Here is a 25,959-nt window from a genome sequence, read left to right as displayed (position 1 = left end):
GCCATGACCCCGCCGACGGGAGCACCGTGGCGGCGGGGGGTTCGGATGTCGCGGCCGAAGAGGCCGAAGAGGCCGAAGGGGCCGAAAGGGCCGAAAGGCCAGGCGGGTTGCGGTCTGCACCTCGCCGAGGAGAACGTCATGGACGACACCACTCTGGAAGCGATGCGGACCGCGCTGCGCGGTCCCGTGATCGGCCCGAAGGACCTGGAGTACCCCCAGGCCCGCACGATCTACAACGCGATGATCGACCGCCGCCCGGCCGCCGTCGTGCGATGCACGGACGCGGCGGACGTCATGGCCGCGGTCGACTTCATCCGCGACCGCGGTCTCGAACTCGCCGTCCGCGGCGGCGGACACAGCGGCCCCGGCCTGTGTCTGGTGGACGACGGCGTCACCATCGACCTGTCGCCGATGCGCTGGGCGCGCGTCGACCCCGGCGCCGAGACGGCCCGGGTCGGTGGTGGCACGCTGCTCGGCGACCTCGACCACGCCGCCCACGGCTTCGGTCTCGCCACGCCCGCCGGCATCATGTCGACGACCGGCGTCGGGGGCCTCACGCTCGGTGGCGGTCACGGCCACCTCACCCGTAAGTACGGTCTGACCGTGGACAACCTGCTGTCCGCGGACGTCGTGCTCGCCGACGGCAGCAGCGTCACCGCGAGCGAGAGCGAGAACCCGGACCTGTTCTGGGCACTGCGCGGCGGCGGCGGGAACTTCGGCATCGTCACCTCGTTCCGATTCCGGCTGCACCCGGTGCACACCGTGGGCGTCGCGATCACCGTCTGGCCGGTCGACCGCACCCCCGAGGTGCTGCACTGGTACCGCGAATTCCTGCCCCAGGCGCCCGACGACCTGAACGGCTTCTACGCGCTGCTCGTCGTGCCGCCGGGACCGCCCTTCCCCGAAGAGATCCACGGCCAGAAGATGTGCGGCGTCGTGTGGTGCTGGACAGGCGATCCGGACCGCCTCGAGGAGATCCTCACGCCCGTGAACGAGCCGGGCCCGCCGGCCTTCCACTTCACGACACCGATGCCGTACCCCGCACTGCAGACCATGTTCGACGAGCTGATCCCCACCGGACTGCAGTGGTACTGGCGGGGAGGCTTCTTCGACCGGATCACGGACGAGGCCATCGACGTGCACCTCAAGTACGGCGAGAACATCCCCACCGACCTGTCGACCATGCACCTCTACCCGGTGGACGGGGCCGCCGGCCGGGTCGGACGGGACGACACCGCGTGGAGCTACCGGGACGCCGTCTGGTCCGGTGTCATCGCCGGCATCGACCCCGACCCTGCCAACGCCGAGACCGTCAGGCAGTGGGCCACCGACTACGAGGAGGCGCTGCGCCCGTACTCCATGGGCGGTTCGTACGTGAACTTCATCGGTGCGGGTGAGGGCCAGGAACGGGTCAGGGCCACCTACCGGGACCACTACGACAGGCTCGCGGGAATCAAGCGGACCTACGACCCGGACAACCTCTTCCGTGCCAACCAGAACATCGAGGCCGCCCCGCAGCAATGACCCCCGACCGGATCGCGCCGGGCCCGCGACCCGGCCCGCGCCGGACCCGCGAGCGACCCCGCGAAAGACAGGTTCCGTGCGGCCGTTGACCGCAATGGCAGGGTAGGCGTTACATGGGAGTTAAAGGGCGGATAAAGGCTTCTACAGGAGGCGGCCCGCAATGACCACCCATCCTCGCATCGAAGAACACCCCGACCTCGCAGAGATGCGCTCCCGGTTCGAACGGGCGACCACCACTCCCCGTGCACAGGCGATAGAGACGCTGGCCCTGCTCACGGGTCTGTATCTGGCCGCCTCACCGTGGATAGTCGGGTTCAACGGCCTCACCACGCTGGCCGTGTGCAATCTGATCACCGGCGCCGCCTACGTGCTGTGCATGGGCGGCTTCGGCTCGGCATACGAGCGGACCCACGCGATGGCCTGGTGCGCCATAGCCATCGGCGCGTGGACGATCGTCGCTCCGTGGGTCGTGGCCGGCAACGTCGATACGACCCGCAGCATCGTCAGCAACGTCATCGTCGGCGCCGTGGCTCTGCTGCTCGGCCTGGCCATGGCCGCGATGGACGACCGCATGACCGGCCGCATGACCGGCCGCATGACCGGCCGGGCCCGCGCCGGCGCGGCCCCGAACATGGACCCGATGCGCTGACGCGCACGCCACACCGCACCCGAGAGGCCGGGCCCCGCCGCCCGAGCGGCGGGGCCCTCGCACGCCCACCCGCGCCGCCGTACCCATCGCTTCGCGCGGTTCGTCGCACGGGCCCGGCGCACAGAGATGCGCGGCACCGCTGCCGGGGAGCATGCTGGCTGTGTGACCTGGTACGGCGCGGCCGGGTTCACCCCGCTGAGCAAGGGCCGGGTGATACCCGAGAGACCGAACAGCCTCAGCGGAGTTCCGGACGAACTGGCGCTGGTGCTCGCACAAGCCGCAGTGAGCGCGATCGAAGCCGCCGGCGGGTACGGCGGCGGTGTCTATCTGCGCTCCGGAACGCCGGGGCTGCTGCGGCTGGCCGTCCTCGCCGGGCTGCCGGGGCCGCTGTTCCGCCCCTGGTGGCGGATGCATGTGAACCGGCCGTTCCCGGTGGCCGAGGCCCACCGCTCGGGCCAGGCCGTCCATCTCGCCGACGCCGAGGAGGCCATGCGCCGGTTCCCGCAGCTCATGGCAGGTATGCCGTTCCCCTTCGGCTCGCTGTACACACCGGTCGTCAGCGGCCGCGAGAAGTTCGGGGTGCTGGTGGTGCTGCGCCCGGCCACGCCCGGGAAGAAGGTCGGCTACGCGGACCGCCGCCGCATGGAGAACACGGCACAGCGGCTCGCCAGTGCCCTCGCCGAGCTGGGCGCGGACGGAACGCCCGTCGAATGGGAGGGCGAACCGCTGTCCGTCCAGCTGCCCGCGGTCACCACGCCGCCGGTGCGGATCGGTCACCTCGACTGGGACCTCGACGGCGGCAGCGTGGACGCCGACGAGGACCTGTGCGCCATCATCGGCATCGATCCGGAGAACTTCGCCGGCACCATCGAGGCGCTGGTGGAGCGGCTGGCGCAGGAGGACGTGTACGGACTGTGGGCCATCGCCCGCCAGGCGGCGGAGTCGGGCCGGCCGGTGGCGCGCAGGATGCGGCTGCGCGGACCCGACGGCCGGCCGCACCTGCTCGAACTCTCCGTCCGCGCGAGCCCCTCGGGTGCCGGTCCAGGGAGCCATCTGACCGGCTTCCTGGTGGATCTCGGCACCGGACCGATCGTCGCCGAGGCGACCGACCGGATCCCGCGAGCGATCCTCTCGCTCGACCGGCTCGGCCGGATCACCTATGTCAACCACGGCGCGGAGACTCTGCTCGGCCACGCACGCTCCGACCTGGCCGGGCGCGTCCTGTGGGAGGTACTGCCGTGGTTCGGGCAGCCCGCGTACGAGGACCACTACCGGGCCGCACTGCTCTCCCACGATCCCGTCCACTTCATGGCCCGCCGCGAGCCGACGGAATGGCTGTCGGTCTCGCTCTACCCCGGCCACGACGGCCTGACCGTCACGCTCGCCGCCGCGGACCAACCCTCGTACGCACCAGGGTCTGTCCTCAGGCCGGGTGCCGGACTCGGCTCCCCGGCCGACCGGGCGTCAGCGCTGTACCGCCCGGTCGCCCTGGCGATCGCGCTGACGGAGGCCGTCACTGCCCGCCAGGTGTCCGCGGTGGTCACGGAGGAGCTGCTGCCCGCCTTCGGCGGCCGTCAACTGGCGATCTACCTGCTGAAGGAGAGACACCTCTACCTGGCCTGGGAGACCGGCTTCCCGCAGGGGTTCCTCGACCGCTTCGACGGTGTGGGGCTCGACGTCCGGCTGCCCGGCGTCGAGACGCTCACCTCGGGGCGCCCCATGTTCTTCGAGTCCATGGAACGCCTGTCCGCCGCCTATCCGGGGATCCCCATGGACGCCAATGTCGGTGCCAGGGCCTTCCTGCCGCTGATCGCCTCCGGACGGCCGGTCGGTTCCTGCATCCTCGGCTTCGAGCAGCCGCGGGGTTTCAGTCCCGAAGAGCGCACAGTTCTCACCGCCCTCGCCGGGCTCATCGCGCAGGCCCTCCAACGTGCCCAGCGCTACGACACCGAAGCGGCCCTCGCCCGCGGCCTGCAGGACGCCCTGCTGCCGCACCGGCTGCCCGTGTTCGAGCAGGTCGACACCGTCGGGCGATACCTCCCCGGCACCCAGGGAATGGAGGTCGGAGGCGACTGGTACGACGTCATCGAGACCGGCCGGGGGCTTGCTCTGATCATCGGGGACGTACAGGGACACGGTGTCGCCGCCGCGGCCACCATGGGGCAACTGCGCAGCGCCGTACGCGCCTTCGCCCTGAGCGGGCACGATCCGCAGGAGGTGGTGAGCGGCACCAACCGGCTGCTCATCGACCTCGATCCGGGCCAGTTCGCCAGCTGCTGCTACATCCTCCTCGACCCGGCCACCGGCATCACCCACGCCGTACGGGCCGGGCACCCGCAGCCCCTGCTGCGCCACCCCGACGGCAGGACCGAGGTCCTGGACCTCCCCGGCGGCGTCGTGCTCGGCGTCGACGTCGACGCGTCCTACCCCGTCACCGACCTGCGGCTCGAACCGGGCGCCGTTCTGGCCCTCTACACCGACGGACTGGTGGAGCAGCCCGGAATCGACATCGACTTCGGCATCGAGCAACTGCGCAGCACACTCGCCGCCGACGCCGGCCCGTCCTCGCTCGCCGACACGGCGGACCGCCTGATCCGCGAGGCCAAACACGCGACCGACCGGCCGGACGACATCGCGCTGCTGCTCGCCGCCCGCTGGGACGACGCCTCCCGGACGACGACGGAGCGGACGCTATGAGCGCGGTCACCGCGGCCGAGGACGCCGACCTGCGCGGCCCTCTCGATGTCACGAGAGCCGCCACCGCCGTACTGGATGGTGACGGCACGGTCGTCGGCTGGAGTCCGACGGCACAGGAGCTGCTGGGCTACCCGGCGCAGGAGGTTCTCGGGAGCCCGATCGGCGCCTTCGTGGTGGACCGTGGGGGAGAGCGGCAGGCGGCCGCGGACCTGCCGGCCGCGGCCCACTTCCGCCGGTGGGTGCTCCATATGCGGCACCGGGACGGCCGCGTCGTCCGCGTGGCCACGGCCATGCTCTCGCTGTCCCACGCGGGCGGCGAGCCCGCCCGGCTGCTGGCGATGGCGGCCGCGGAGGAGACGGAGCAGTGGGAGGCCCTGCAGGCTATGCTCCGCGGTCTCGCCACCCAGTCACCCGTCGGTCTTGCCATCTACGACACGGATCTGCGGGTGGTGTGGACGAACTTCGCCCTGTTCCAGGAGATGGGCACCGCGCAGTACGTCGGTATGGGCCCGGACGACATGGTGACCAACGGCGAGATCCTGTCCCCGTCTTTTCCGGAGACGCTGGAGGAGACCATGCGGCATGTGCTCGTCACCGGCGAGCCCGTCATAGAGCTGCACTACCGCGGCCGCCCGCCCGTGGACCCGGAACGCGATCACGTGTGGTCGTGTTCGTACTACCGGCTGCAGGACGTCGGGGGCGCCACGCTGGGCGTGTGCGAGGAGACGGTGGACATCACCGATCGCTACCTCGCACAGCAGCGTCTGGATCTGCTGGTGCGGGCGGGCCGCTGTGTGGGCACGACCTTGGACATGACCCGCACCGCGCAGGAGCTCTGCGAGGTCAGCGTCCCGCACTTCGCCGATGCGGTCACGGTCGACCTCCTGGAGGCGGTGCTGGAAGGTGATCAGCCCACGCCGGGGACCGTGACCGCCCGACGCCTCGTCCGGGTGTGGGGAGGCCCGGACGGCGAGGCGCCGGCCCAGGGGGAAGCAAGGACCGATGGCCGGGAGCGCATCGACTATCTCCCGGATTCGCCGCAGGCGCGCAGCCTGTCCTCGGGACGCGCTGTACAGGAACGCCCGGCGGGCGGCGATGGGGTGCAACTGCCGCCGCACTCACGGCTGGTCGTGCCCCTGCGGGCCGAAGGCGCCACGCTCGGAGTGGTCACGTTCGCGTGGGAGCGCCACCCCGACCCGTTCGACGCCGGTGAACTGGCAGTGGCCGACGAGCTCGTCGCACGCGCAGCCGTATGCCTCGACAACGCCCGCCGCTTCACCCGTGAGCACACCGCGGCCCTCATGCTGCAGCGCAGTCTGCTGCCGCAGAACCTGCCGCGGCAGAGTGCTGTCGAGCTGGCGTACCGCTATCTGCCCGCGGACAGCGGGGCCGGGGTCGGCGGCGACTGGTTCGACGTGATCACCCTGTCGGGTACGCGGGTGGGCCTCGTGGTGGGCGATGTGGTGGGCCACGGTCTGCGCGCCGCCGCCACCATGGGACGGGTGCGCACCAGCGTCCGTGTGCTCGCCCGGCTGGACCTCGCGCCCGACGAACTCCTCGCGCGCCTGGACGACTTGATCGAGCAGCCGGCCGGCGAGCGGGCCGCCGACGAGCAGCCGGCCGGCGAGCGAACGGTCGTCCGCGCCGGGGGCGACGAGGTGCCCGATGATGAGGCGGTGGGGGTGACCTGTCTGTACGCCGTGTACGACCCGGTGTCCGGACTGTGCTGCATGGCGCGGGCCGGCCACCCGCTTCCCGCCGTCGTCGACCCCGCGACCGGCTCCGTCAGCTTCCCCGACCTCCCCGCGGGCCCGCCCCTCGGCCTGGGTGGCCTGCCCTTCGAGAGCGCGGAGCTGAAACTGCCGGAGGGCAGCCTCATCGCCCTGTTCACCGACGGCCTCGTCCAGGGCCGCGACCGGGACCCCGATACCGGGCTCAGCGGGCTCAGCGACGTTCTCGCCGGGCATCGGCGCCCGCTGGACGAGCTGAGCGACCAGGCCGTCGCGCGGCTGCTGCCGGGCCCGGTGGAGGACGACGCTGCGCTGCTCCTCGTACGGACCCGGATGCTGGACGGCCATCAGGTGGCCGAGTGGGAGCTGGCCGCCGATCCGGAAGAGGTCGGCCGCGCCCGTACCGAGGCAGCCGAACTGGTCGGCGAATGGGGCCTCGACGAGCTCGTCTTCACCACCGAACTGGTGGTGAGCGAGCTCGTCACCAACGCCATCCGGTATGCCTCGGGACCGATCCATCTGCGGCTCATCCGCGACGAGACCCTGATCTGCGAGGTCTCCGACACCGGACACACCTCACCCCATCTGCGCCGCGCCGCCGGCGACGACGAAGGCGGTCGCGGCCTCTTCCTCGTAGCGCAGCTGACCCAGCAGTGGGGCACGCGCTACACACCCAGCGGCAAGACCATCTGGGCCGAGCAGGCCCTGCCGCCGCCCGCTACCTGAGGCTGTCACCGGAAGCTGCGGTTCGAACTGCGCGCGGTCGGGGAGCTCTACACCGCGTCGACACCCGCGACCGCAGCACACCCCTGGTAACAACCACCGCAACCCGGGAGCAGCCCCACATGCATGACGACCGCAGCCTCGTCGAAGCCCGCCTCAGGCGCGTTCTGGACGAGCGCATCCGCCCTGCCGTCTACCCCCAATCCGTACCTCTTCAGGTGGCCGTCTGGATCGCGCCGGGCGAGCCCGTCCCGGTGGCGGAAGGTCTCGCCGGCGTTCCCGAACCGATCGCGGTCGGGGACGCGTGGGGCGCTCCCTGGGGCACCAGCTGGTTCCGGGTGACCGGGACCGTACCCGCCGAGTGGGCCGGGAAGACCGTCGAGGCCATTCTCGACCTCGGCTTCGACGAGAACATGCCGGGCTTCCAGTGCGAAGGCCTCGTCCACCGGCCCGACGGCAGCCCGGTGAAGGGCCTCAACCCGCGCAACCAGTGGGTGCGCATCGGTGCGCCCGTGGCGGGCGGTGAAGAGGTACAACTGCACATCGAAGCCGCCTCCAACCCGGTCATCCTCGGCTACCCCCTCTTCCTGCCGACGCGGCTGGGTGACAAGGAGACGGCCGGGACCGACCCGCAGTACAAGCTGGGCCGGATGGATCTCGCCGTCTTCGACGAGACCGTGTGGCAGCTGGTGCTGGACCTGGAGGTGCTGGGCGAGCTGATGCAGGAGCTGCCCGTGGAGGGCGCCCGCCGCTGGGACATCCTGCGTGCGATCGGCCGGGCGCTCGACGCGGTCGACCTGCAGGACGTGAACGCAACGGCAGCCGCGGCCCGTTCGTGCCTCGAGCAGGTCCTGTCCACGCCCGCCGGGCCCACCGCCCACCGCATCAGCGCGGTCGGCCACGCCCATATCGACTCCGCGTGGCTGTGGCCGCTGCGCGAGACGGTGCGCAAGGTCGCCCGTACGGCCTCCAACATGACCGCACTCCTCGAGGACGAGCCGGACTTCATCTTCACCATGTCCCAGGCGCAGCAGTTCGCCTGGATCAAGGAGCACCGGCCCGAGGTCTACGCGAAGGTCAAGACGGCCGTCGCGGAAGGGCGGTTCGTGCCGGCGGGCGGCATGTGGGTCGAGTCCGACACGAACATGCCCGGCTCGGAGGCGATGGCCCGGCAGTTCGTGCACGGCAAGCGGTTCTTCCTCGACGAGTTCGGCATCGAGAACGACGAGGCCTGGCTGCCCGACACCTTCGGCTTCGCGGCCGGTCTGCCGCAGATCATCAGGGCCGCGGGCGCCAAGTGGCTGCTCACACAGAAGATCTCCTGGTCGCGGACGAACAAGTTCCCCCACCACACCTTCCAGTGGGAGGGCATCGACGGCACGCGGATCTTCACGCACTTCCCGCCGGTCGACACCTACAACTGCTCGATGAAGGGCAGCGAGATCGCCCACGCGGCGAGGAACTTCAAGGACAAGGGCGTCGCCAAGCACTCCCTCGCGCCGACCGGATGGGGCGACGGAGGCGGCGGTACGACACGTGAGATGGTCGCCAAGGCGGCCCGGCTGCGGGATCTCGAGGGCTCCGCGACCGTGCGCTGGGAGACACCCGCGGACTTCTTCACCAAGGCGGAGGCGGAGTACCCGAACGCGCCCGTCTGGGTCGGCGAGCTCTATCTGGAGCTGCACCGCGCGACCCTCACCAGCCAGGCGAAGACCAAGCAGGGCAATCGCCGCAGCGAACACCTGCTGCGCGAGGCGGAGCTGTGGGCCGCCACCGCTGCCGTACGGACCGGATTCCCTTACCCGTACGAGCAGTTGGACCGCGTCTGGAAGACGGTGCTGCTGCACCAGTTCCACGACATCCTGCCCGGCTCGTCCATCGCCTGGGTGCACCGGGAGGCCGCGAAGACGTACGCGGCTGTCGCAGAAGAACTGACCGGCATCATCGACGCCGCGCAGCGCGCGCTCGCCGGTGACGCGTCCGCCGGCACCGAGCTGGTCTTCAACGCCGCGCCGCACGAGCGGCACGGCGTCGCGGGCGGCGGCGCCGCGGTGGCCACCGCCGGTGGCAGCGCCCAGCTCTCCCCGCGCGAGGGCGGCGGCTTCGTCCTCGACAACGGCCTGCTCCAGGTCGAGATCGACGAACGCGGGCTGGTGGTGTCCGCGTACGACATCGGCGCGGAGCGCGAGACGGTCGCCCCCGGTCTGGCGGCGAACCTGCTGCAGATCCACCCCGACTTCCCGATCATGTGGGACGCGTGGGACGTCGACGAGTTCTACCGGAACACCGTCACCGACCTGACCGACGCCGACGAGGTCGCACCGGTCGCGGGTGATACGGCAGCGGTGCGCGTGGTCCGCAGCTTCGGGGACTCGAAGGTCACCCAGGTGCTGACCCTCGCCGCCGGCGCCAAGCGGCTCGACATCGACACCGAGGTCGACTGGCACGAGACGGAGAAGTTCCTCAAGGCCTCCTTCCCGCTGGACATCCACGCCGAGCGCTATGCCTCGGAGACCCAGTTCGGCCACTTCCACCGGGCCACGCACACCAACACCAGCTGGGAGGCGGCCAAGTTCGAGGCCTGCAACCACCGCTTCGTACACATGGAGGAGCCGGGCTGGGGCGTGGCACTGGTCAACGACTCGACGTACGGCCATGACGTGACCCGTACCGTCCGCGACTCGGGACCCCGCTCCGACTCCGGTACGACGACCACGCTCCGGGTCTCGCTGCTGCGGGCCCCCCGCTTCCCCGACCCGGAGACCGACCAGGGCGTGCACCGTTTCCGCCACGCACTCGTGCCGGGCGCGGTGATCGGCGACGCGGTCCGTGAGGGCTTCCGCATCAATCTGCCGGAGCGGCGGGTCTCCGGCGACGCGGCGGTGGCGCCGCTGGTGACGGTCGACAACGAGGCCGTCGTCGTCAGCGCGGTGAAGCTGGCGGACGACGCGAGCGGCGATGTCGTCGTACGCCTCTACGAGTCCGGGGGCGGCCGGGCCCGGGCCCGGGTCACCGCGGGCTTCGAGGCGGTCGAGGCCGACGTGACCGACCTGCTGGAGCGGCCGCTGGCCCACGCGCCGAAGCCGGAACTGGCCGATGGCGCAGTGCGGTTGACGTTGCGGCCCTTCGAGCTCGTGACGCTGCGGATTCAGGGGCCGGCCGGGGCGCGGTCGAGGTAGGGGCTGGGCGGCTGCGGGATCCGGCGGACCGTCGCCACGTCCAGGGCGAGAGCCGCCGAGCCGGTGCCCAGTGCGCCCTGCGGGTGCCAGGTGCCCGTCACCTTCACCCAGGTGTCGGCGGGTGGCGGCCGCACGCCGTGCACCGTGACCGTCAGGGACTGGGAGTCGGCGGCGCAGCAGGCCACGAGGAGCCGGGTCAGATCCCAGGTGCCGTTGGTGCCGGGGGTGACGAACCCCGACATGAGTACGGTGCGGCCGCCCAGGCTCCGTTTGTCGTCCTGCTGGACGCGGGCGATGAATTCCGTGAGCGAGAGCGGGACGGGGTCATGGGCGGGCAGCGGGGCGAAGCGCGAGTAGTCCTCGACGACCTTGGCGTTGTCACGGGCGGCCGTGTACGAGCCGAGGGCCGGGGGCGCGAAGAACAGCAGGGTCAGGGCGGGCAGGAGCAACAGCCAGGCGATGCGCGGGCCCTGACTGTGATCGTGTCCGTGCCCGTCGTGTGTGTGCCCGTCGTGTGTGTGCTCGCCGTCGTTCCTCGGTTCGTCGTCCGCGTTGCGCTTCGCTGCGAAGGGGAGTCCGTCCCGGAACGCGCCGATCAGTCCGAGGGCGAGAAGGATCAGCCCGGTGGCGATGAGGTAGGGCCGCAGGCCTTCCTTGACATAGCGCAGGCAGATGTCGCTGAAGAGGGAGACGCGCAGGAGGGCGGCCCCGGTGCACAGGAGCAGTACTGCCTGAAGGGTGCGCTTCACAGCAGCCACCACCCGGTGAGAGCGCTGCACGCGACGGCGGTGACGGCCGTCGCGGTGGAGAACCGTACGGCGAAGGCCCGGCCGAAGGTGCCCGCCTGCAGGGCGATCAGTTTGAGGTCGACCATCGGCCCGACCACCATGAACGCCAGCCGGGCGGTGGGGGAGAAGCCGGTCAGTGAGGCGGCCACGAAGGCGTCCGCCTCCGAGCAGACGGCGAGGACGATGGCCAGGCCGGCGAGGAAGAGCACCGACAGCCAGGCCGACCCGGAGAAGGTCTCCAGTACGGAGCGCGGCACGGTGACGTTGAATGTCGCCGCTGCCATGGCCCCGAGCACGAGGAATCCGCCGGCGTGCAGGAAGTCGTGCTGGAAGCCCAGGCGGAACTCCTCCCATCGGCTGTGGCCCGTCCGATGGCCGGTGTGCCGGGTCGGCATCCGCAGCCACTCCGCGCGTCCGAGCTTCAGCCACAGCCAGCCCATGACGGTGGACGTGGCCAACGAGGCGATCAGCCGGGCGGCGACCATCCCCGGGCTGCCGGGGAAGGCCACGGCCGTGGACGCCAGCACGATCGGGTTGACGGCGGGTGCGGAGAGGAGGAACGCGAAGGCGGCGGCAGGTGTGACGCCGCGCCGGATCAGGCTCCCGGCCACCGGCACCGACGCGCATTCACAGCCCGGCAGTACGACTCCGGCCGCGCTCGCCACCGGCACCGCCAGCGCGGGGTTGCGCGGCAGGACCCGACTGAAGGCCTGAGCGGGTACGAAGGCGTTGACGGCTCCGGAGATCAGAGTGCCGAGCAGAAGGAACGGCAGGGCCTGTACGGCGATGGCGACGCAGATCGTCTGCCACGTACGGAAGCCGGGATGCGTCAGCCATTGTCCGCCGCCGAGCAGGAGGCCGAGCGCGACGAGGAGAAGCAGGGAGAGCGCGCCGCCGACGACTACGGAGGGTGTGGGGCGGTGCTGTGCGGTGGGGCGGATCGGGGCAACGGCGGCCAGTTCGCTCGGCAGCCGCTCCGCCAGTTCTTCCTTGTTGTGCACATCTGCTCCGGTCGTCCGTGACAGGGCATCACGATAACCAGCAGATCGGCTCACCCTGGGTACTTCGCCATGCGAACGTATGGCCGAGTGTCAGAGGTTGGGACTGTGCTCTTGTCGATGCGGGCGGGGGTCGGCTCCGGTTCCGTCAGATGTGCCCGTGTGCGGGCCGGCACGCGTTCGAGCAGTGAGTCGGCCATCGCTGGCCGTGCACAGGCGTCCGCTCCCGCCGCGGAGGCGATCAGCGCCCGCAGCAGCTCCACCGTGGCGGAGCCGAGCGCGGCGGCAGTGGGGTCGAGGGCGAGCGTGTCGGCAGCTATCGTCCACTTATGGGCCTGATATTCGAAGTGACCGAGAGTGCGAGGTGAGACATGAAATGTCCTCCAATGACGCACAGCAGATCGAGCGGGCCAACGCCACCGGCCGCACGCCGGTGGTCTTAGTCCACGGCCTGTGGCTGTTGCCGAGCAGCTGGGACCGATGGGTACTCGGCAACCCGGCCAACCGCAGCCGGGCAGTGTCCCGGGCCGCGGCCACGCACTGACCATCGACAGCGGCTGGAAAGAAGTCGCCGACACCGCCTTGTCGTTCGTGCGCCGATTCATCCGACCGAGAGGACAGGACCTATGAGCACGTTCACCACCACCGACGGCACCGAGATCTTCTACAAGGACTGGGGCACCGGACAGCCCGTCGTCTTCAGCCACGGCTGGCCGCTCAACGCCGACGCCTGGGACGGGCAGTTGAGGCTGCTCGCCGAGAACGGCTACCGCACCGTCGCGCACGACCGGCGCGGCCACGGCCGTTCCGCCCAGCCCTGGCAGGGCAACAACATGGACACCTACGCCGACGACCTGGCCCAGCTGATCGAGAGCCTCAACCTCAACGAGGTCGTCCTGGTCGGCCACTCCACCGGCGGCGGCGAAGTGGCCCGCTACATCGGCCGGCACGGCACAGCGCGCGTCGCCAAGGCCGTACTCCTCGGAGCCGTACCACCGCTGATGCTGAAGACCGACGCCAATCCCGAAGGCCTGCCCATCGAGGTCTTCGACGGCATTCGCGAGGGTGTGCGGGCCGATCGCTCGCAGTTCTACAAGGACCTGAGCGAGAGCTTCTACGGCGCCAACCGGCCCGGCTCCGCCGTCTCGCAGGGCATGCGTGACTCGTTCTGGCTGTGGAGCATGCAGGTGGGACTGAAGGCGGCGTACGACTGCGTCGAACAGTTCTCGGAGACCGACTTCACCGAGGACCTCAAGCGCTTCGACGTCCCCACCTTCATCGCGCACGGCGACGACGACCAGATCGTGCCCATCGTCGCCGCCGCCAACAAGTCCGTGGAGCTGGTCAAGGATGCCACGTTGAAGGTCTACCCGGGTGCCCCGCACGGTCTGAACGGCGCCTACGAGGAGGCGTTCAACCGGGACCTGCTCGACTTCATCCGCGGCTGACGAGTTCGGGCTGTCTCAGCGCCCGCCCGCGCGGACGAGTGAGCCGTGGTCATGGTCCGCGCCGTCGCGCCACGGGATCGGGATCTCGAAGTGGACCGTCCCGAATCCACCGTGCTCGCCCGTCGTGCGGGCGTCGAACACCTCCGTGGCGAGGCTGCGCCAGAAGCCCTCCGCGCCCGGGATGTCGACGTTGGTGTGCAGGTAGACGCTGTCGTATCCCGGGGTGCGGGCGGCGAATTCGCAGGCCATGAGCACCATGACGCGGGCGAGTCCATGCCTGCGGTGCGCAGGGCGTACATAGACGCGGGCGAGCTGCGCGGTGCGCCCCGAGGGGTAGCGCTCACAGAGCCACCGGGGATGCGGCGGGTGGACCGGGCCCCGGGAGTGCAGCCCGGTGGTGGCCACCACTTCGCCGTCCCGTACGGCCACGACGAGCGTGTGGCGCGGGTTGTCGAGGTAGCTGCGGTGGATGTCGACCACGTCCGAGTGCCACGAGGGGACGTAGCCGTAGTCGAACTCCCGGTAGAACGTGTCGAGCATGACGCTGCGCGCGCCGTGCACGTCTTCGGCGGTTGCGTGGCGCACCACGTACGGGCCGACTTCCTGTTGCTGTGTCAGATCCTTCATCGCTCCGCCTCCGGGGTCACGGAGTCGCAGGCTACATGAAAATGACTTCCATCTGACGCATCGACCGACCCCCCGTTCGACGCCTTCCGGGAAGCCTCTCAGGTCATGTTGGAAATGAAAACGATTTCCGATAACGTCTCACTCGGTTGCTGCGGACACCTCCGTACCTGGTGGTCCGCGCTTCGGTGTGCACGAGAGCTGTGACGGTCTGAGAGGAAGTCCCGTGGGACATCTGCTGGTTATCGAGAGCTGGGTGGGGTCGATGAGCAGACTGCTGCCCAGGGCGGTCCGCGAAGGCGGCCACGAGTTCACTTTCGTCACCCGGGATCTGCACCACTACCTGCGATCCACCCCGGCCGACGGCCCGCACCCGCTGCTCGCGGCGCGGAACATCCTCACCACGGACACCAACGACATGGACGTGCTCCTTCCGTACGTGGAGAAACTGCACGAGGTGCTCACCTTCGACGGTGTGGTGTCCTCGTGCGACTACTACCTCCCCGCGGTGGCACGGACGGCAGAGCGACTCGGCCTGCCGGGGCCCACCCCGAAGGCCGTCGAAGGAGCCTGCCGCAAGGACCTGACGCGCAGGCTGCTGGCCGATGCCGAAGTGCCGGGCCCGCGGTTCGCTGTGTGCCGGGACTGGTCCCGGACCCAGTCCGCCGCCCGGGAGATCGGCTACCCGCTGGTCGTCAAGCCGGTGGACCTGTGCGCCGGGATGCTGGTGCGCAAGGTCTCCGACGAAGCCGAGCTGGACCGGGCCTGCCGTGCTCTGTACGACTTCCCGGTCAACGCGCGCGGTCAGGAACGAGCCCCTGTCGTCCTCATCGAAGAGTTCCTCACCGGTCCTGAAGTCAGCGTCGAGACGGTCTCGTTCGACGGTTCCACCCAGGTGGTCGGCGTGACCGACAAGAGCATCGGCGGCGCGCCCGCGTTCATCGAGACCAGCCACATGTTCCCGGCGGGCATCGAACCCGCACAGACCCAGGCCGCCGCCGAAACCGCCGTACGGGCGATCGAGGCACTGGGACTGGACCAGGTCGTCTGCCACACCGAGGTCAAGCTGACCCCCGCCGGACCCCGGGTGGTCGAGGTGAACCCCCGCCCGGCCGGCAACCGGATCACGGAGCTGGTCCGCCATGTCACGGGCGTCGACCTCGCCGCTGTCTGCGTGGACGTCGCCCTCGGCGGGCAACCGGACCTCGCCGTGCGCCCGACCGGAGTCCGCAGCGCCGCCGTCGCCTTCCTGCTCCCGGACGAGGGCAGCCTGCCCACGCGGACGGACGGCAGGCTCACCGCCATCGAGGGCGAGGACAGCGTCCGGCAGGAACCCGGAGTGCTCGAACTGACCCTTGCCGAGCCGGGACGCACGGTGCGCGCCGCGACCAGCAACAACGAATACCTCGGCCACGTCATGACCGCCGACACCGAAGGCGGCGGCGCACGGGAGACGGCCGAGCGGCTGCTCTCACGGCTGCGCCCCCGTTACGAGCCGCGGACGGCGGTCCCCGCGTGAACACTCCCGCCATCCTCGAAACGTCCGGAAACGTCCGCTCGATCGACGAACTCCTCGACCGGGTACGGTCCGCCGCGTACGGACCCGGCCCCGCCCAGGAACGCATCGCGGTCGCCTTCACCACGACCCAGGCCGTACGGCACGCCGGGCGGACCAGCGGCTACCGCAACGAGGTGCTCAGCCTGCGCCTCGCGGAGGCCGTCGGATCCTGCGCCGTCGAACCCGGTGCTCTGCCCGCGGCCGCGCTCGACGACTGCGTCGGCGCCACGGTCGCCGAACTGCTCGACCACCCCCTGCTGCCGATACGGATCGCCGCGCTGGACGCCTACCTGACCCACGCCCGCCCGCACACCCCCGCCAACGGGGCGCGGCCCTACGCGCTGCCGGCCGGAAGCTCCCTGCACAAGTCCCGGGCCCGCGCGCGTGCGGTGGTGGACCTGCTGCCGGTGACGCGACTGCGGACGGTGCTCGTCGTGGGAGTCGTCAACTCCCTGCTGGAGCGGCTGCGTACCCGCGGAATCGGCTACATCCCTTGCGACCTCAAGGGCGGCACCACCGAATGGGGTGAGCCCGTTCGCACGGACGCGGGTGCCGAGCTCGAACACTGCGACGCGATTCTCGCCTCGGGGATGACCCTCGGGAACGGCACTTTCGAGCCGCTGCTCGCGCACGCCGCTGCGACCGGCAAACCCTTGGTGATGTTCGCCCAGACCGGCAGCGCCGTCCTGCCGCGCTTCCTCGGGTCCGGGGTGAGCGCCGTGTGCGCGGAGCCCTATCCCTTCTTCTGGCTCGACGGCGGCCCCGGGGTCGTTCACCGCTACGGGGGCGCCCAGTGACCGCGGCTCCCGCCCTGCACCCACCCAAGGCGGCCGACGTCGCCAACCCCGACCTGCTGCGGCTGCTCGGCCGCACCCCTGTGGCCAGGATCCGCACCGAACTGCCGTACGCGCACCCCGGGTTCTGGGCCAAGCTCGAATGCCTCGGCGCGGGCGGAATGAAGGCCCGGGCCGCCGTCTCCATGCTGCGCGGCGCCCGGATGCGCGGCGAGCTGCGCCCCGGAGCCCCGGTCGTCGAGTCGACCTCGGGCACGCTGGGCATCGGACTCGCTTTCGCCGGGCAGGCACTCGGTCATCCCGTCGTGCTCATCGGTGACACCGAACTCGAGCCGTCCATGCGGCAGTTGCTGCGCACCTACGGCGCGGAGCTGGAGCTGGCGGACCGGCCCGCCAGGGAGGGCGGCTGGCAGGCCGCACGGCTCGCGCGGCTGCGCGAAGTGCTGCGCCGGATGCCCGAGGCCTACTGGCCCGACCAGTACAACAACCCCGACAACGCCGCCGGGTACGCCTCGATGGCGGCGGAACTGACAGCCCAACTGGACCACCTGGACGTGCTGGTGTGCAGCGTCGGGACCGGCGGGCACAGCGCCGGACTGGTCGGTCCGCTGCGTCGCCGCTGGCCGGCGCTGAAGGTGATCGGCGTCGACTCCGTCGGTTCGACCATCTTCGGTCAGCCCGCGCGCCCGCGGCTGATGCGCGGGCTCGGCAGCAGCATCCACCCGCGCAATGTCGCCCACAAGGAATTCGACGAAGTGCACTGGGTGGGGCCGGCCGAGGCGGTGGACGCCTGCCGCAGGCTCGCCCGCACCAGCTTCGTGAGCGGCGGCTGGAGCACCGGGGCCGTCGCGCTGGTCTCCGCGTGGGCGGCCCGCGTGGAGCCGGGCGCGGTCGTGGCGACCGTGTTCCCGGACGGTGCGCACCGCTACCTCGGCACGGTCTACGACGACGACTTCTGCCACACCCACGGTCTGGACACGGCCACGCTCGCCGTCCGGCCGGTGGAGATCCCGCATCCCTGTGCGGTCGAAGTCGGCGGCTGGGCGCGCTGCCGCACCGTCGTCGACCCGCTGGCGCCGGCGCGGGCACTCGTCCCGGCGCCGGGAGAGGGAGATGCCGCATGAGGCTCACCTGGCGCACGGCACAACTCGAACTGACCGAGCCCCTGCGGATATCCCGGTCGGTCATGGCACGCCGCGACGCCGTCTGGGTCGCCATCGATCACGGCGGTCTTCGGGGCTACGGCGAGGCCGTCAGCAGTGACTACCTGGGCCTGCCGACGCAGCGCATCGAGCGGTGCCTGGAGGAGTCGCGGCCGGGGCTCGAGCGATTCCCCGAGCCCGAGACCGCGTTGGCCGAATTCGGGCGGGGAACTGCCGCACCCGAGGATCTTCCCGCAGGCGTGCGTGGCGCGATCGAGGCCGCCCTGCTGGACCTGGTCGGCAACCGGGCCGGCGAGCCGGTTCACCGCCTGCTCGGCACGGACCTCCCACCGGCGGCCGCAACCGCCCGCACCATCGGCATCGTCGCCCCCGTACCGGCAGCGGTACAGGCGGCACGGCTGTCGATGAGCGGCTTCACTGTGCTCAAGGTCAAGGCCGGATCCGCCGACCCGGCCCAGGACCTGGCGCGCGTCGAAGCCGTACGGACGGGAGCGCCCGACGCTCGGCTGCTGCTCGACCCCAACGGAGCCTGGACCGAGGGCCAGGCACTCGACCTGCTGCCGCGCTTCGCCGCACTCGGCGTCGAGGCCGTGGAGCAGCCGGTCGCGCCCGGCCGGCCCGAGGTGCTCGCCCGCGTCGCGAAGAACTCCCCGATTCCCGTGATCGCGGACGAGGACGCGGTGAGTTACGAGGACGCGCTCCGGCTCGCCGGACAGGTGCACGGGTTCAACATCAAGCTGGCCAAGTGCGGCGGGGTTTTTGTCGCGCTGCGGATCGTCGAAGCCCTGCACGGCAGCGGCACCGAGGTGATGCTCGGCTGCCTGACCGCCAGTTCGCTGGGCATCGCACCCGCGGTGCACCTCGCCGACCGGGCCCGCTGGGTGGACCTCGACGGCCATCTGCTCCTCGCCGACGACCCGTGGACGGGCATCGGAGGGGCGGACGGGACAGTGCGTACGTCCGGCCGCGCCGGTCTGGGCGTACGGCCGTCCCCCGACCGCTCGGCCGCACCCAACGCCGGAGGCCGCCAGGCGGTCGCCCGGTGAAGACCCTGCACGCGGTACGCAGCTTCCCGCCCGCGGTCCGGCTGCTCCTGGTCAACCAACTCGGCGTCAACACCGGCTTCTACCTGCTGATCCCCTACCTGGCCACGCATCTGTCCCAGGACCTCGGCATGTCGGCGGTGGTCGTCGGCATCGTCCTGGGCATGCGCAACCTCAGCCATCAGGGGCTGTTCGTCATCGGAGGATCGGCGGCCGACCGGCTCGGCGCGCGCGGCGTCATCATCGCCGGATGCGCGCTGCGCACCGTGGGCTTCGGCCTGTTCGCGCTGGGGGACGGGCTGCCCGTGCTGCTCGCCGCCTCCGTGGTCAGCGGACTGGCCGGAGCCCTGTTCAACCCGGCCGTGCGGACCTACGTCTCCCAGGAGGCGGGCGGCCGCAGGGCGGAGGCGTTCGCGCTCTTCAATGTCTTCGCCACCGCCGGCGCGCTGCTCGGGCCGCTGCTCGGCAGCCTGCTGCTGCTCGTCGACTTCAGGGCCGCGGCGCTCACCGCGGCCGCGATCTTCGCGCTGCTCACCGTCGCCCAGGCGGCAGTGCTGCCCGCCCGTGAGGTCCCCGCGGCGTCCGGCAGCGTACTCGGCGACTGGCGCGAGGCGGTCGGCAACCGCGGGTTCCTGCTGTTCTCGCTCGCCATGGTCGGCATGTACGGCATGGAGAACCAGCTCTACCTGCTGCTGCCCGACGGCGCGCGGCAGGCCACCGGCTGGGAGGGGGCCGTCGGACTCCTCTTCCTCGCCGGCACCGTCACCAACCTGCTGCTGCAACTGCGCATCACCCGGCGGCTGAAGGGCCGGGGCAGCGGAGCCCGCTGGATCGGCGCCGGACTGGCGGTCATGGGCCTGGCGTTCCTGCCGCCGATGCTGGTGGCGGGTGGTCCCGCGCCGCGCGGTGCGGCGGACGCGGCGCTGCACCTGCTGCCGGTGCTTGCCGGGGCCCTGATGCTCCACCTCGGGCTGATGATCGCCCAGCCGTTCGTCATGGAGCTGATCCCCGCCTTCGGCCGCGCGGGCCTGACCGGCACGTACTACGGGCTGTTCTACGGGGTGTCGGGGATCGCCGCCGCGGGCGGCAACGCCGCGATCGGCTGGGCCATGGACAGTGCGGGCCACTCCGGCCGGGCCTGGCTGCCGTGGGCCTGCTGCCTCGCCCTCGGACTGACGTCCGCGGCCGCTGTCACCCGGCTGCACCGGATGCGCGCCCTGCCCGTGCCGGCCACCGCCGGCCTCGCGGCGGATCTCGCCGCGGATTCCGCGCCGATCCGCGCCGTCAGCCGTCAGAGGAGTGAGTCCCGATGACCACCGGCAACTTTCTCAGCGACACCCCGGAGCTGTACGAACAGCGCTTCCCCGACCCCGGGCACCTCGCCGCCCGCTGGACCGACGACGTCCTGCGCCGCTACGCGGCCGGGCCGCGCGTCCTGGACATCGGCTGCGGTACGGGCCGCGACGCGGCCTGGCTGCACCACGAGTCCGGTCGCGAGGTCGTCGGCATCGACACCTCCGAGACCATGCTGGCCCACGCCCGCACCCATCACCCCGGACCCGACTACCGCATCGCCGACATGCGGGACTTCGACCTCGGGCGCGGCTTCGACGCCGCCGTCTGCCTGGACAGCGCGCTGCTGTACTGCCACACCAACGAGGAGCTGACCGCGTTTCTCGCCTGCTGCCGGCGCCACCTCGCACCCGGTGGCCTGCTGATCGCCGAGATGCGCAACGGAGCCTTCTTCCTCGGCAGTACGGAACTGCTCGACGGGCCGCGCGTCAACACCGTCGCCCGGCACGGCGTCACCCACACCTCCCGGACCACGCTGTGGATCGACCACGCCGCCCAACTGCTGCGCCGTCGCCGCGTGTGGACCGCGGACGACGGCTCGCCGCCCCAGGAGCAGCGCTCCGCCTGGCGGCTGCTCTTCCCGCAGGAGCTGCGGTACTTCCTCGCGGCGGCCGGCTTCGAGGTGCTCGCCCTCTACGACCGGCCGGGGCCGCGTACCGAACCGCCCTGGAGCCAAGGCGCCGCGCCCGCCGAGAGCGCGAGCTCCGACCGCCTGCACGTCATCGCCCGGCTGATGCCCCGTCACAGCAACGCCCACAGCCAGCCCCTCAGCCAGACCCACGGCCACACCCTCAGCACCGCTCACAGCAACGGAGACAGCACCTCATGAACCACTCGTCCCTCGGCAGTCGCCTGCCCGGCCTGGCCCGAAGAGGCTTCATCATCGGTACCGGCGCCACCGCACTCGCCCTCGCCGCGGGCTGCGGCACCGGCGGCTCCGCACCCGGCGCAAAGGACGACGGAGCCGCCGGCGGCACCCCCAAGCGCGGCGGCCGGCTGCGCGCGGCCTTCGCGGGCGGCGGCGCCAACGAGACGCTCGACCCCCACTCGGCCAGCCTGTTCGTCGACGCCGCCCGAGCCAAGGCGCTGTTCGACAAGCTCGCCGACTTCGGCGCCGACCTCTCGCCGCTGCCGCGCCTCGCCGCCCGCTGGGAGCCCAACGCGGCACTCGACAGCTGGCGGATCACCCTGCGCAAGGCCGCCTTCCACGACGGCAGGCCGGTCACGGCCGAGGATGTGCTCTACAGCTACCGCAGGATCGCCGACCCCAAGCAGGCGTTCCGCGCCCAGGCGGCCCTGGAGCCCATAGACCTCGGCGCCAGCCGGGCCGTGAACGCGTCCACCGTCGAGTTCAAGCTCAAGCGCCCGTACGCGGAATTCCCCAACACTCTGGCGGCGTTCGGCGCGTACATCGTCCCCAAGGACGCCGACACCTTCGACAGGCCCGTCGGCTCGGGACCGTTCAGCTTCGTCTCGTTCAAGCCCGGCAGCTCACTCCTCGTCAAGCGCAACGCCGCCTACTGGGACGGTGCCCCGCACCTGGACGAGCTGGAGTTCGTCGTGGCGAGCGAGGAGTCCGCACGCGTCGGCGCGCTGCTCGGCGGCCAGGTCGAGTACGCCCACGAACTGAACCCCGCCACCGCCCGTGCCCACGAGGGCCAGGGCAAGATCACCGTCGTACGGCTCCGCAACAGCGCCATGCAGGGCTTCGTGATGAAGACCGACCGCCCGCCGTTCGACGACAAGCGCGTCCGTCAGGCCTTCTTCCTCATCGCCGACCGCAAGGAACTCGTCGACGGCTCGCTCTCCGGCGCCGGCGAGATCGGCAACGACCTGTTCGGCAAGGGCAGTCAGTACTACGCCGCCGGGCTGCCGCAGCGCACGCAGGACCTCAAGCGCGCCCGCGCCCTGCTGCGCGAGGCCGGTGCCGAGGGACTCAAGGTCACCCTGGACACCGCGCCGGTCGCCACCGGCTTCATCGAGGCCGCCGGAATCTTCAAGGAACAGGCCGCCAAGGCCGGTGTCACCGTCGACGTCAAGGTCGGCAACAAGGACACGTACTGGAAGGACATCCTCACCTCAGGCACCTTCGCCTCGTACCGCTCCGGCCCCATGCCCATCGAGTCCCACGTCTCCCAGCGGCTGCTCACCGGCTCGCCCACCAACGCCACCCACTGGCGGCACAAGGACTTCGACGAGCTCTACCAGCAGATCCAGTCCACCCGCGACGACAAGCAGCGCGCGGCCCTCTACGACCGTATGCAGCGCCGGCTCCACAACGAGGGCGGCTTCCTGATCTGGGGCTTCGCCGACTGGATCGTCGCCACCGCGCCCAAGGTGCGCGGGGTGGCCAAGGAGGCCCCCGCCAACACCCTGGACTGGGCGCGCTTCGACAAGATCTGGCTCGCGTGACGCTCCACCGCACCTGGATCGGCCGCCGCCTGCTCCTCGGCCTGGGGCAGACGGCGGCCGTCGTCCTGCTGATCTTCGTGCTCACCGAAGCGCTGCCCGGTGACGCGGCCGTCGCGCTCGCCGGGGATCAGCCCGACCCGGAGCGCATCGCCCGCATACGCGAGGCCATGCAGCTCGACCGGCCGGCCATCGAGCGGTTCCTGGAGTGGGTCGGCGGGATGCTGCACGGCGACCTCGGTGCCTCCCTGGTCACCGGACGGCCCGTCACCGGCTATCTCACCACCGGTCTCGGTCCCACGGTGCTGCTCGCCGCCGCCACCCTGGTGCTGCTGGTGCCGCTCTCCGTCGGCCTCGGCGTCCTCGCCGCCCGCCGCGAGGGCGGACCGCTGGACCGGACCGTCAGCGCACTGACGCTGGCCGTCCACGCCGTACCGGAGTTCGCTCTCGGCGTGCTGCTGGCCACACTCTTCGCGCTGCGACTGGGCTGGCTGCCGCCCACCGCGGTCGGCACCGGCGGCGATCTCGCCGCGCACCCGGCCGTGCTGGTGCTGCCGGTCGCCGTCCTGCTGTCCCGGCCGGTGTGCTCCATCAGCCGACTGGTGCGCGCCGGCATGATCGACGCGATGGCCTCGCCGTACGCTGCCCAGGCCCGCCGCTACGGACTGTCCGGCGCCCGCGTCCGCTGGGCCCACGCCCTGCCCAACGCCCTCGCGCCCGCGACCCAGCAGCTCGCCCGCACCTGTGACTGGCTGCTCAGCGGAGTGATCGTCGTGGAGGCGCTGTTCGTCATCCCCGGCCTCGGCACCGTACTGATCGACGCGGTCGCCGCCCGGGACGTCCCGGTGGTGCAGGGCATCGCCGTCGTCTTCGGCGTCGTCACCGTCGTGCTCAACCTCGGGGCGGACCTGGTCGCACGCCGCTTCGCCCCACGCTCGCAGGTCGCGGCGTGAAGATCCTCTCGCGGAGCGACGCGAGCCGCTGTGCGCTCGCCCTCGCACTGATCGCCGTACCGCTGCTGCTCGCGCTGCTCGGCCCGCTGCTCGCCGGGCCCGCCGGACCACGCGCCGTCTCCTTCACTTTCGGCGAAGGCCACTGGCTCGGCACCGACTTCACCGGGCGGGACGTAGGGCGGCAGGTGCTGCTCGGCGGCCGTTCCGTGGTGCTCGTGGCCCTCGTGGCGACCGCCCTCGCCTATGCCGTCGCCGTCCCACTCGGCCTCGCCGCCGCCCTCACCCGCCGGACGTGGCTGGAGGACGCGCTGATGCGGCCCCTCGACGTCCTCATCGCCGTCCCGTCGCTGCTGCTGGTGCTGCTCGTCGCCGCCACGCTCACGCCGGGTCCGGCCGGGCTCACCGTGGTGGTCGCCCTGGCCGCCGTCCCGGACGCGGCACGGGTCGTCCACGCCGCGGCGGTCGAGATCGCCTCACGGCCGGCGGTCGAAGCACTGCGGATGCAGGGCGAGACGTGGTGGCGCACGGCGGTCGGATACGTCGCCCGCTCGATGCGGCGCACCCTCGCGGCCGACGCCGGCATCCGGCTGACCGGCGCCCTCTATCTGGTGGCCACGGCCGCCTTCCTCGGCGTCGGCGTGGACCCCGACGCCGCCGACTGGGCGGTGATGGTCGACCGCAACCGCACGGGCCTGTTCCTGCAGCCGTGGGCCGTGGTGGTGCCCGCGCTGCTGATCGCGGTGCTCTCGATGGGGACGAATCTGCTGTTCGACGCCGCCCTGCAGGGGCGCGCCCGCAAGGAAAGGAAGACGCGATGACCGCTGTCGTGGAGGTGACCGGGCTGCGGGTCGAGGTCGGCGGACGCGCGATCGTGGACGGCGTGAGCCTGCGCGCCCACGCCGGAAAGGTCACCGCCGTCGTCGGCGCCTCCGGCAGCGGCAAGACCACCACCGGCCTCGCGCTCCTCGGCGAGTACCCCGCAGGCGCCCGGATCGGCGGCACCGTGCGGACCGCCGAAGGCGCGGTGGGCTACATCCCCCAGCACCCAGCGGCCGTGCTGAACCCCGCCCGTCGCGTCGGAGCCCTGCTGCGCGACATCGCCCGACGCAGGGCAGACGGCCGCCGCCGGGCAGACGGCCGCGAGGAGATCCGCCGACGCGTGCACGATGCGATGCGGCGCGCCCAGATCCCGGACCCGGAGGAGGTGGCGCGACGCTTCCCGCACGAGCTCTCCGGAGGCCAGCAGCAGCGAGTCGTACTGGCGCAGGCGCTGATCCTGGGCGCCCGCGTCATCGTCGCCGACGAACCCACGACGGGCCAGGACACGCTCACCAAGCAGCGCATCGTCGACGAGCTGTCCGCGCTCGTACGGCAGGGGATCGCCGTCGTCCTGCTCAGCCACGACCTCGACGTGGTCCGGCAACTGGCCGACGAAGTACTCGTGATGAGGGAAGGTCAGGTGGTCGAGTCAGGACCGGCGCGGCGGGTACTGGCCGCTCCCGAGCACGAGTGGACCCGCGCGCTCCTCGCCGAGCGGCCGCCAGGTCCGCTCCCGCGGGCGGCGCCCGCCGGGGCCGCCCGCCTGGAAGTCCAGGATCTGGCCGCCCGGCACCGCACCGCCCGCGGTCCCGTCACGGTGCTGCACGGCGCGAACCTGTCGGTCGGAGCGGGGGAGTGCCTGGCACTGGTCGGCCGGTCCGGGAGCGGCAAGACCACCTTGGGGCGCTGCGTGGCCGGTCTCCACAGCGCGTACGAAGGCCAGGTGCTGCTCGACGGCCGTCCGCTCCGGCGCAGTCTGCGGTCCCGCAGCCGCGGCGAACTTGCCGCCGTGCAGTACGTGTTCCAGGATCCGCGGGCGGCCTTCGACGAACACCGGCCGGTCCTCGACCAGGTCGCCCGGACGGCCGTGCGGCTGCGCGACGCGGACCGGGACAGTGCCCGCGAAGAGGCCGTACGGACGCTGGAAGAGCTGGGCCTGACGGCCGGTCTGGCGGGCCGGCGGCCCGGTGGGCTCTCCGGCGGCGAGCTGCAGCGGGCCGCACTCGCGCGGGCCCTGCTCGCCCGGCCGAGCGTTCTCGTCTGCGACGAGATCACCTCGGGGCTGGACACCGTGACGAGGGCCGGCATCCTCGATCTGCTCGCGCGACTGCGTGAACGCACCGAGCTTGCACTGGTGTTCATCACTCACGATCTGTCGGCCGCCGGCGCGCTCGGCAACCGGATCGCGGTCCTGGACGAGGGGCGTGTGGTCAATCAGGTCCTGTCCGCAACCGCGGCAGCGCAGTCGAGTGCCGCGGTTGCGGACAGGACCTGATTGACCGGCGCG

Annotated in this window: 20 protein-coding genes; 17 read left to right on the top strand and 3 right to left on the bottom strand. The window is 71.5% G+C overall.

Annotated elements, in window-relative coordinates:
• The first annotated feature begins 138 nt into the window (after positions 1-138).
• The 5 genes from SLUN_RS04300 (at position 139) to SLUN_RS04280 (ending at position 10,502) form a co-directional block, all read left to right on the top strand.
• Positions 139-1,524: an FAD-binding oxidoreductase gene (locus SLUN_RS04300; RefSeq protein ID WP_108147223.1), complete on the top strand. Its 1,386-nt coding sequence runs from the start codon at positions 139-141 to the stop codon at positions 1,522-1,524.
• Between the two features lie 160 nt (positions 1,525-1,684).
• Positions 1,685-2,173, top strand: coding sequence for an SPW repeat protein (locus tag SLUN_RS04295; protein WP_108147222.1), 489 nt, complete (start codon positions 1,685-1,687; stop codon positions 2,171-2,173).
• A gap of 126 nt (positions 2,174-2,299) precedes the next feature.
• Entirely contained in the window at positions 2,300-4,870 is a 2,571-nt protein-coding gene (locus tag SLUN_RS04290; RefSeq protein ID WP_108147221.1) for a SpoIIE family protein phosphatase, read from the top strand.
• Positions 4,867-7,326, top strand: coding sequence for a SpoIIE family protein phosphatase (locus SLUN_RS04285; RefSeq protein ID WP_108147220.1), 2,460 nt, complete (start codon positions 4,867-4,869; stop codon positions 7,324-7,326). Before SLUN_RS04290 ends, SLUN_RS04285 begins: the two co-directional genes overlap by 4 nt.
• A 119-nt stretch (positions 7,327-7,445) precedes the next feature.
• Positions 7,446-10,502 carry an alpha-mannosidase gene (locus tag SLUN_RS04280; RefSeq protein WP_108147219.1) on the top strand — a complete coding sequence of 1,019 codons (3,057 nt, stop codon included), beginning with the start codon at positions 7,446-7,448 and terminating at the stop codon, positions 10,500-10,502.
• Here the strand turns inward: SLUN_RS04280 and SLUN_RS04275 are convergent.
• The gene (locus SLUN_RS04275) at positions 10,472-11,251 is read right to left on the bottom strand and encodes a TIGR03943 family putative permease subunit (protein ID WP_108147218.1); all 780 of its coding nucleotides are present in this window, start codon (positions 11,249-11,251) and stop codon (positions 10,472-10,474) included. The genes SLUN_RS04280 and SLUN_RS04275 overlap by 31 nt on opposite strands.
• On the bottom strand, positions 11,248-12,144 hold the full coding sequence (locus tag SLUN_RS04270; protein WP_254708394.1) for a permease: 897 nt from the start codon (positions 12,142-12,144) through the stop codon (positions 11,248-11,250). The genes SLUN_RS04275 and SLUN_RS04270 overlap by 4 nt, the downstream gene beginning before the upstream one ends.
• A gap of 520 nt (positions 12,145-12,664) precedes the next feature.
• Here SLUN_RS04270 and SLUN_RS40905 point away from each other — a divergent pair.
• Together SLUN_RS40905 and SLUN_RS04260 are read left to right on the top strand one after the other, a co-directional pair.
• Positions 12,665-12,832: a hypothetical protein gene (locus tag SLUN_RS40905; RefSeq protein ID WP_254709928.1), complete on the top strand. Its 168-nt coding sequence runs from the start codon at positions 12,665-12,667 to the stop codon at positions 12,830-12,832.
• Between the two features lie 82 nt (positions 12,833-12,914).
• Positions 12,915-13,736, top strand: coding sequence for an alpha/beta fold hydrolase (locus tag SLUN_RS04260; RefSeq protein ID WP_108147217.1), 822 nt, complete (start codon positions 12,915-12,917; stop codon positions 13,734-13,736).
• A 15-nt stretch (positions 13,737-13,751) separates the two neighbouring features.
• Here the strand turns inward: SLUN_RS04260 and SLUN_RS04255 are convergent, their stop codons facing one another.
• A complete protein-coding gene (locus SLUN_RS04255; protein WP_108147216.1) occupies positions 13,752-14,363 on the bottom strand; it encodes a GNAT family N-acetyltransferase in 612 nt (203 codons plus the stop codon).
• A gap of 223 nt (positions 14,364-14,586) precedes the next feature.
• Here SLUN_RS04255 and SLUN_RS04250 point away from each other — a divergent pair, with 223 nt between their 5' ends.
• Genes SLUN_RS04250 through SLUN_RS04205 form a run of 10 tightly spaced genes read left to right on the top strand, consistent with a single transcriptional unit; the run spans position 14,587 to position 25,947 of the window.
• Positions 14,587-15,879 carry an ATP-grasp domain-containing protein gene (locus SLUN_RS04250; RefSeq protein WP_108147215.1) on the top strand — a complete coding sequence of 431 codons (1,293 nt, stop codon included), beginning with the start codon at positions 14,587-14,589 and terminating at the stop codon, positions 15,877-15,879.
• Positions 15,876-16,715: a Rossmann-like domain-containing protein gene (locus SLUN_RS04245; RefSeq protein WP_257153661.1), complete on the top strand. Its 840-nt coding sequence runs from the start codon at positions 15,876-15,878 to the stop codon at positions 16,713-16,715. Before SLUN_RS04250 ends, SLUN_RS04245 begins: the two co-directional genes overlap by 4 nt.
• A complete protein-coding gene (locus SLUN_RS04240) occupies positions 16,712-17,836 on the top strand; it encodes a PLP-dependent cysteine synthase family protein (RefSeq protein WP_257153660.1) in 1,125 nt (374 codons plus the stop codon). Before SLUN_RS04245 ends, SLUN_RS04240 begins: the two co-directional genes overlap by 4 nt.
• The gene (locus tag SLUN_RS04235; RefSeq protein WP_108147214.1) at positions 17,833-18,921 is read left to right on the top strand and encodes a dipeptide epimerase; all 1,089 of its coding nucleotides are present in this window, start codon (positions 17,833-17,835) and stop codon (positions 18,919-18,921) included. The genes SLUN_RS04240 and SLUN_RS04235 overlap by 4 nt, the downstream gene beginning before the upstream one ends.
• The gene (locus SLUN_RS04230) at positions 18,918-20,231 is read left to right on the top strand and encodes an MFS transporter (RefSeq protein ID WP_108147213.1); all 1,314 of its coding nucleotides are present in this window, start codon (positions 18,918-18,920) and stop codon (positions 20,229-20,231) included. Before SLUN_RS04235 ends, SLUN_RS04230 begins: the two co-directional genes overlap by 4 nt.
• A complete protein-coding gene (locus SLUN_RS04225; protein ID WP_108147212.1) occupies positions 20,228-21,100 on the top strand; it encodes a class I SAM-dependent methyltransferase in 873 nt (290 codons plus the stop codon). Before SLUN_RS04230 ends, SLUN_RS04225 begins: the two co-directional genes overlap by 4 nt.
• Positions 21,097-22,683 carry an ABC transporter substrate-binding protein gene (locus SLUN_RS04220; protein ID WP_108147211.1) on the top strand — a complete coding sequence of 529 codons (1,587 nt, stop codon included), beginning with the start codon at positions 21,097-21,099 and terminating at the stop codon, positions 22,681-22,683. Before SLUN_RS04225 ends, SLUN_RS04220 begins: the two co-directional genes overlap by 4 nt.
• Positions 22,680-23,633: an ABC transporter permease gene (locus SLUN_RS04215; RefSeq protein WP_175313357.1), complete on the top strand. Its 954-nt coding sequence runs from the start codon at positions 22,680-22,682 to the stop codon at positions 23,631-23,633. The genes SLUN_RS04220 and SLUN_RS04215 overlap by 4 nt, the downstream gene beginning before the upstream one ends.
• Positions 23,630-24,451, top strand: a complete 822-nt coding sequence (locus tag SLUN_RS04210; protein WP_108147210.1) for an ABC transporter permease — start codon at positions 23,630-23,632, stop codon at positions 24,449-24,451. The genes SLUN_RS04215 and SLUN_RS04210 overlap by 4 nt, the downstream gene beginning before the upstream one ends.
• Positions 24,448-25,947: an ABC transporter ATP-binding protein gene (locus SLUN_RS04205; RefSeq protein ID WP_108147209.1), complete on the top strand. Its 1,500-nt coding sequence runs from the start codon at positions 24,448-24,450 to the stop codon at positions 25,945-25,947. Before SLUN_RS04210 ends, SLUN_RS04205 begins: the two co-directional genes overlap by 4 nt.
• Positions 25,948-25,959 lie beyond the last annotated feature (12 nt).

Origin of the sequence: Streptomyces lunaelactis, from assembly GCF_003054555.1 — a bacterium.
GTDB classification, from domain to species: Bacteria; Actinomycetota; Actinomycetes; order Streptomycetales; family Streptomycetaceae; genus Streptomyces; species Streptomyces lunaelactis.
This window is presented reverse-complemented; position numbering and strand designations above follow the sequence as displayed.

What these genes read in the sequence shown, in the direction of transcription:
- SLUN_RS04260 (WP_108147217.1), top strand. Translation starts at nt 12,915, where the DNA reads ATGAGCACGTTCACCACCACCGACGGCACCGAGATCTTCTACAAGGAC.
- SLUN_RS04235 (WP_108147214.1), top strand. Translation starts at nt 17,833, where the DNA reads ATGAGGCTCACCTGGCGCACGGCACAACTCGAACTGACCGAGCCCCTG.
- SLUN_RS04295 (WP_108147222.1), top strand. Translation starts at nt 1,685, where the DNA reads ATGACCACCCATCCTCGCATCGAAGAACACCCCGACCTCGCAGAGATG.
- SLUN_RS04255 (WP_108147216.1), bottom strand. Translation starts at nt 14,363, where the DNA reads ATGAAGGATCTGACACAGCAACAGGAAGTCGGCCCGTACGTGGTGCGC.
- SLUN_RS04225 (WP_108147212.1), top strand. Translation starts at nt 20,228, where the DNA reads ATGACCACCGGCAACTTTCTCAGCGACACCCCGGAGCTGTACGAACAG.
- SLUN_RS04285 (WP_108147220.1), top strand. Translation starts at nt 4,867, where the DNA reads ATGAGCGCGGTCACCGCGGCCGAGGACGCCGACCTGCGCGGCCCTCTC.
- SLUN_RS04280 (WP_108147219.1), top strand. Translation starts at nt 7,446, where the DNA reads ATGCATGACGACCGCAGCCTCGTCGAAGCCCGCCTCAGGCGCGTTCTG.
- SLUN_RS04220 (WP_108147211.1), top strand. Translation starts at nt 21,097, where the DNA reads ATGAACCACTCGTCCCTCGGCAGTCGCCTGCCCGGCCTGGCCCGAAGA.
- SLUN_RS40905 (WP_254709928.1), top strand. Translation starts at nt 12,665, where the DNA reads ATGTCCTCCAATGACGCACAGCAGATCGAGCGGGCCAACGCCACCGGC.
- SLUN_RS04290 (WP_108147221.1), top strand. Translation starts at nt 2,300, where the DNA reads ATGCGCGGCACCGCTGCCGGGGAGCATGCTGGCTGTGTGACCTGGTAC.
- SLUN_RS04205 (WP_108147209.1), top strand. Translation starts at nt 24,448, where the DNA reads ATGACCGCTGTCGTGGAGGTGACCGGGCTGCGGGTCGAGGTCGGCGGA.
- SLUN_RS04300 (WP_108147223.1), top strand. Translation starts at nt 139, where the DNA reads ATGGACGACACCACTCTGGAAGCGATGCGGACCGCGCTGCGCGGTCCC.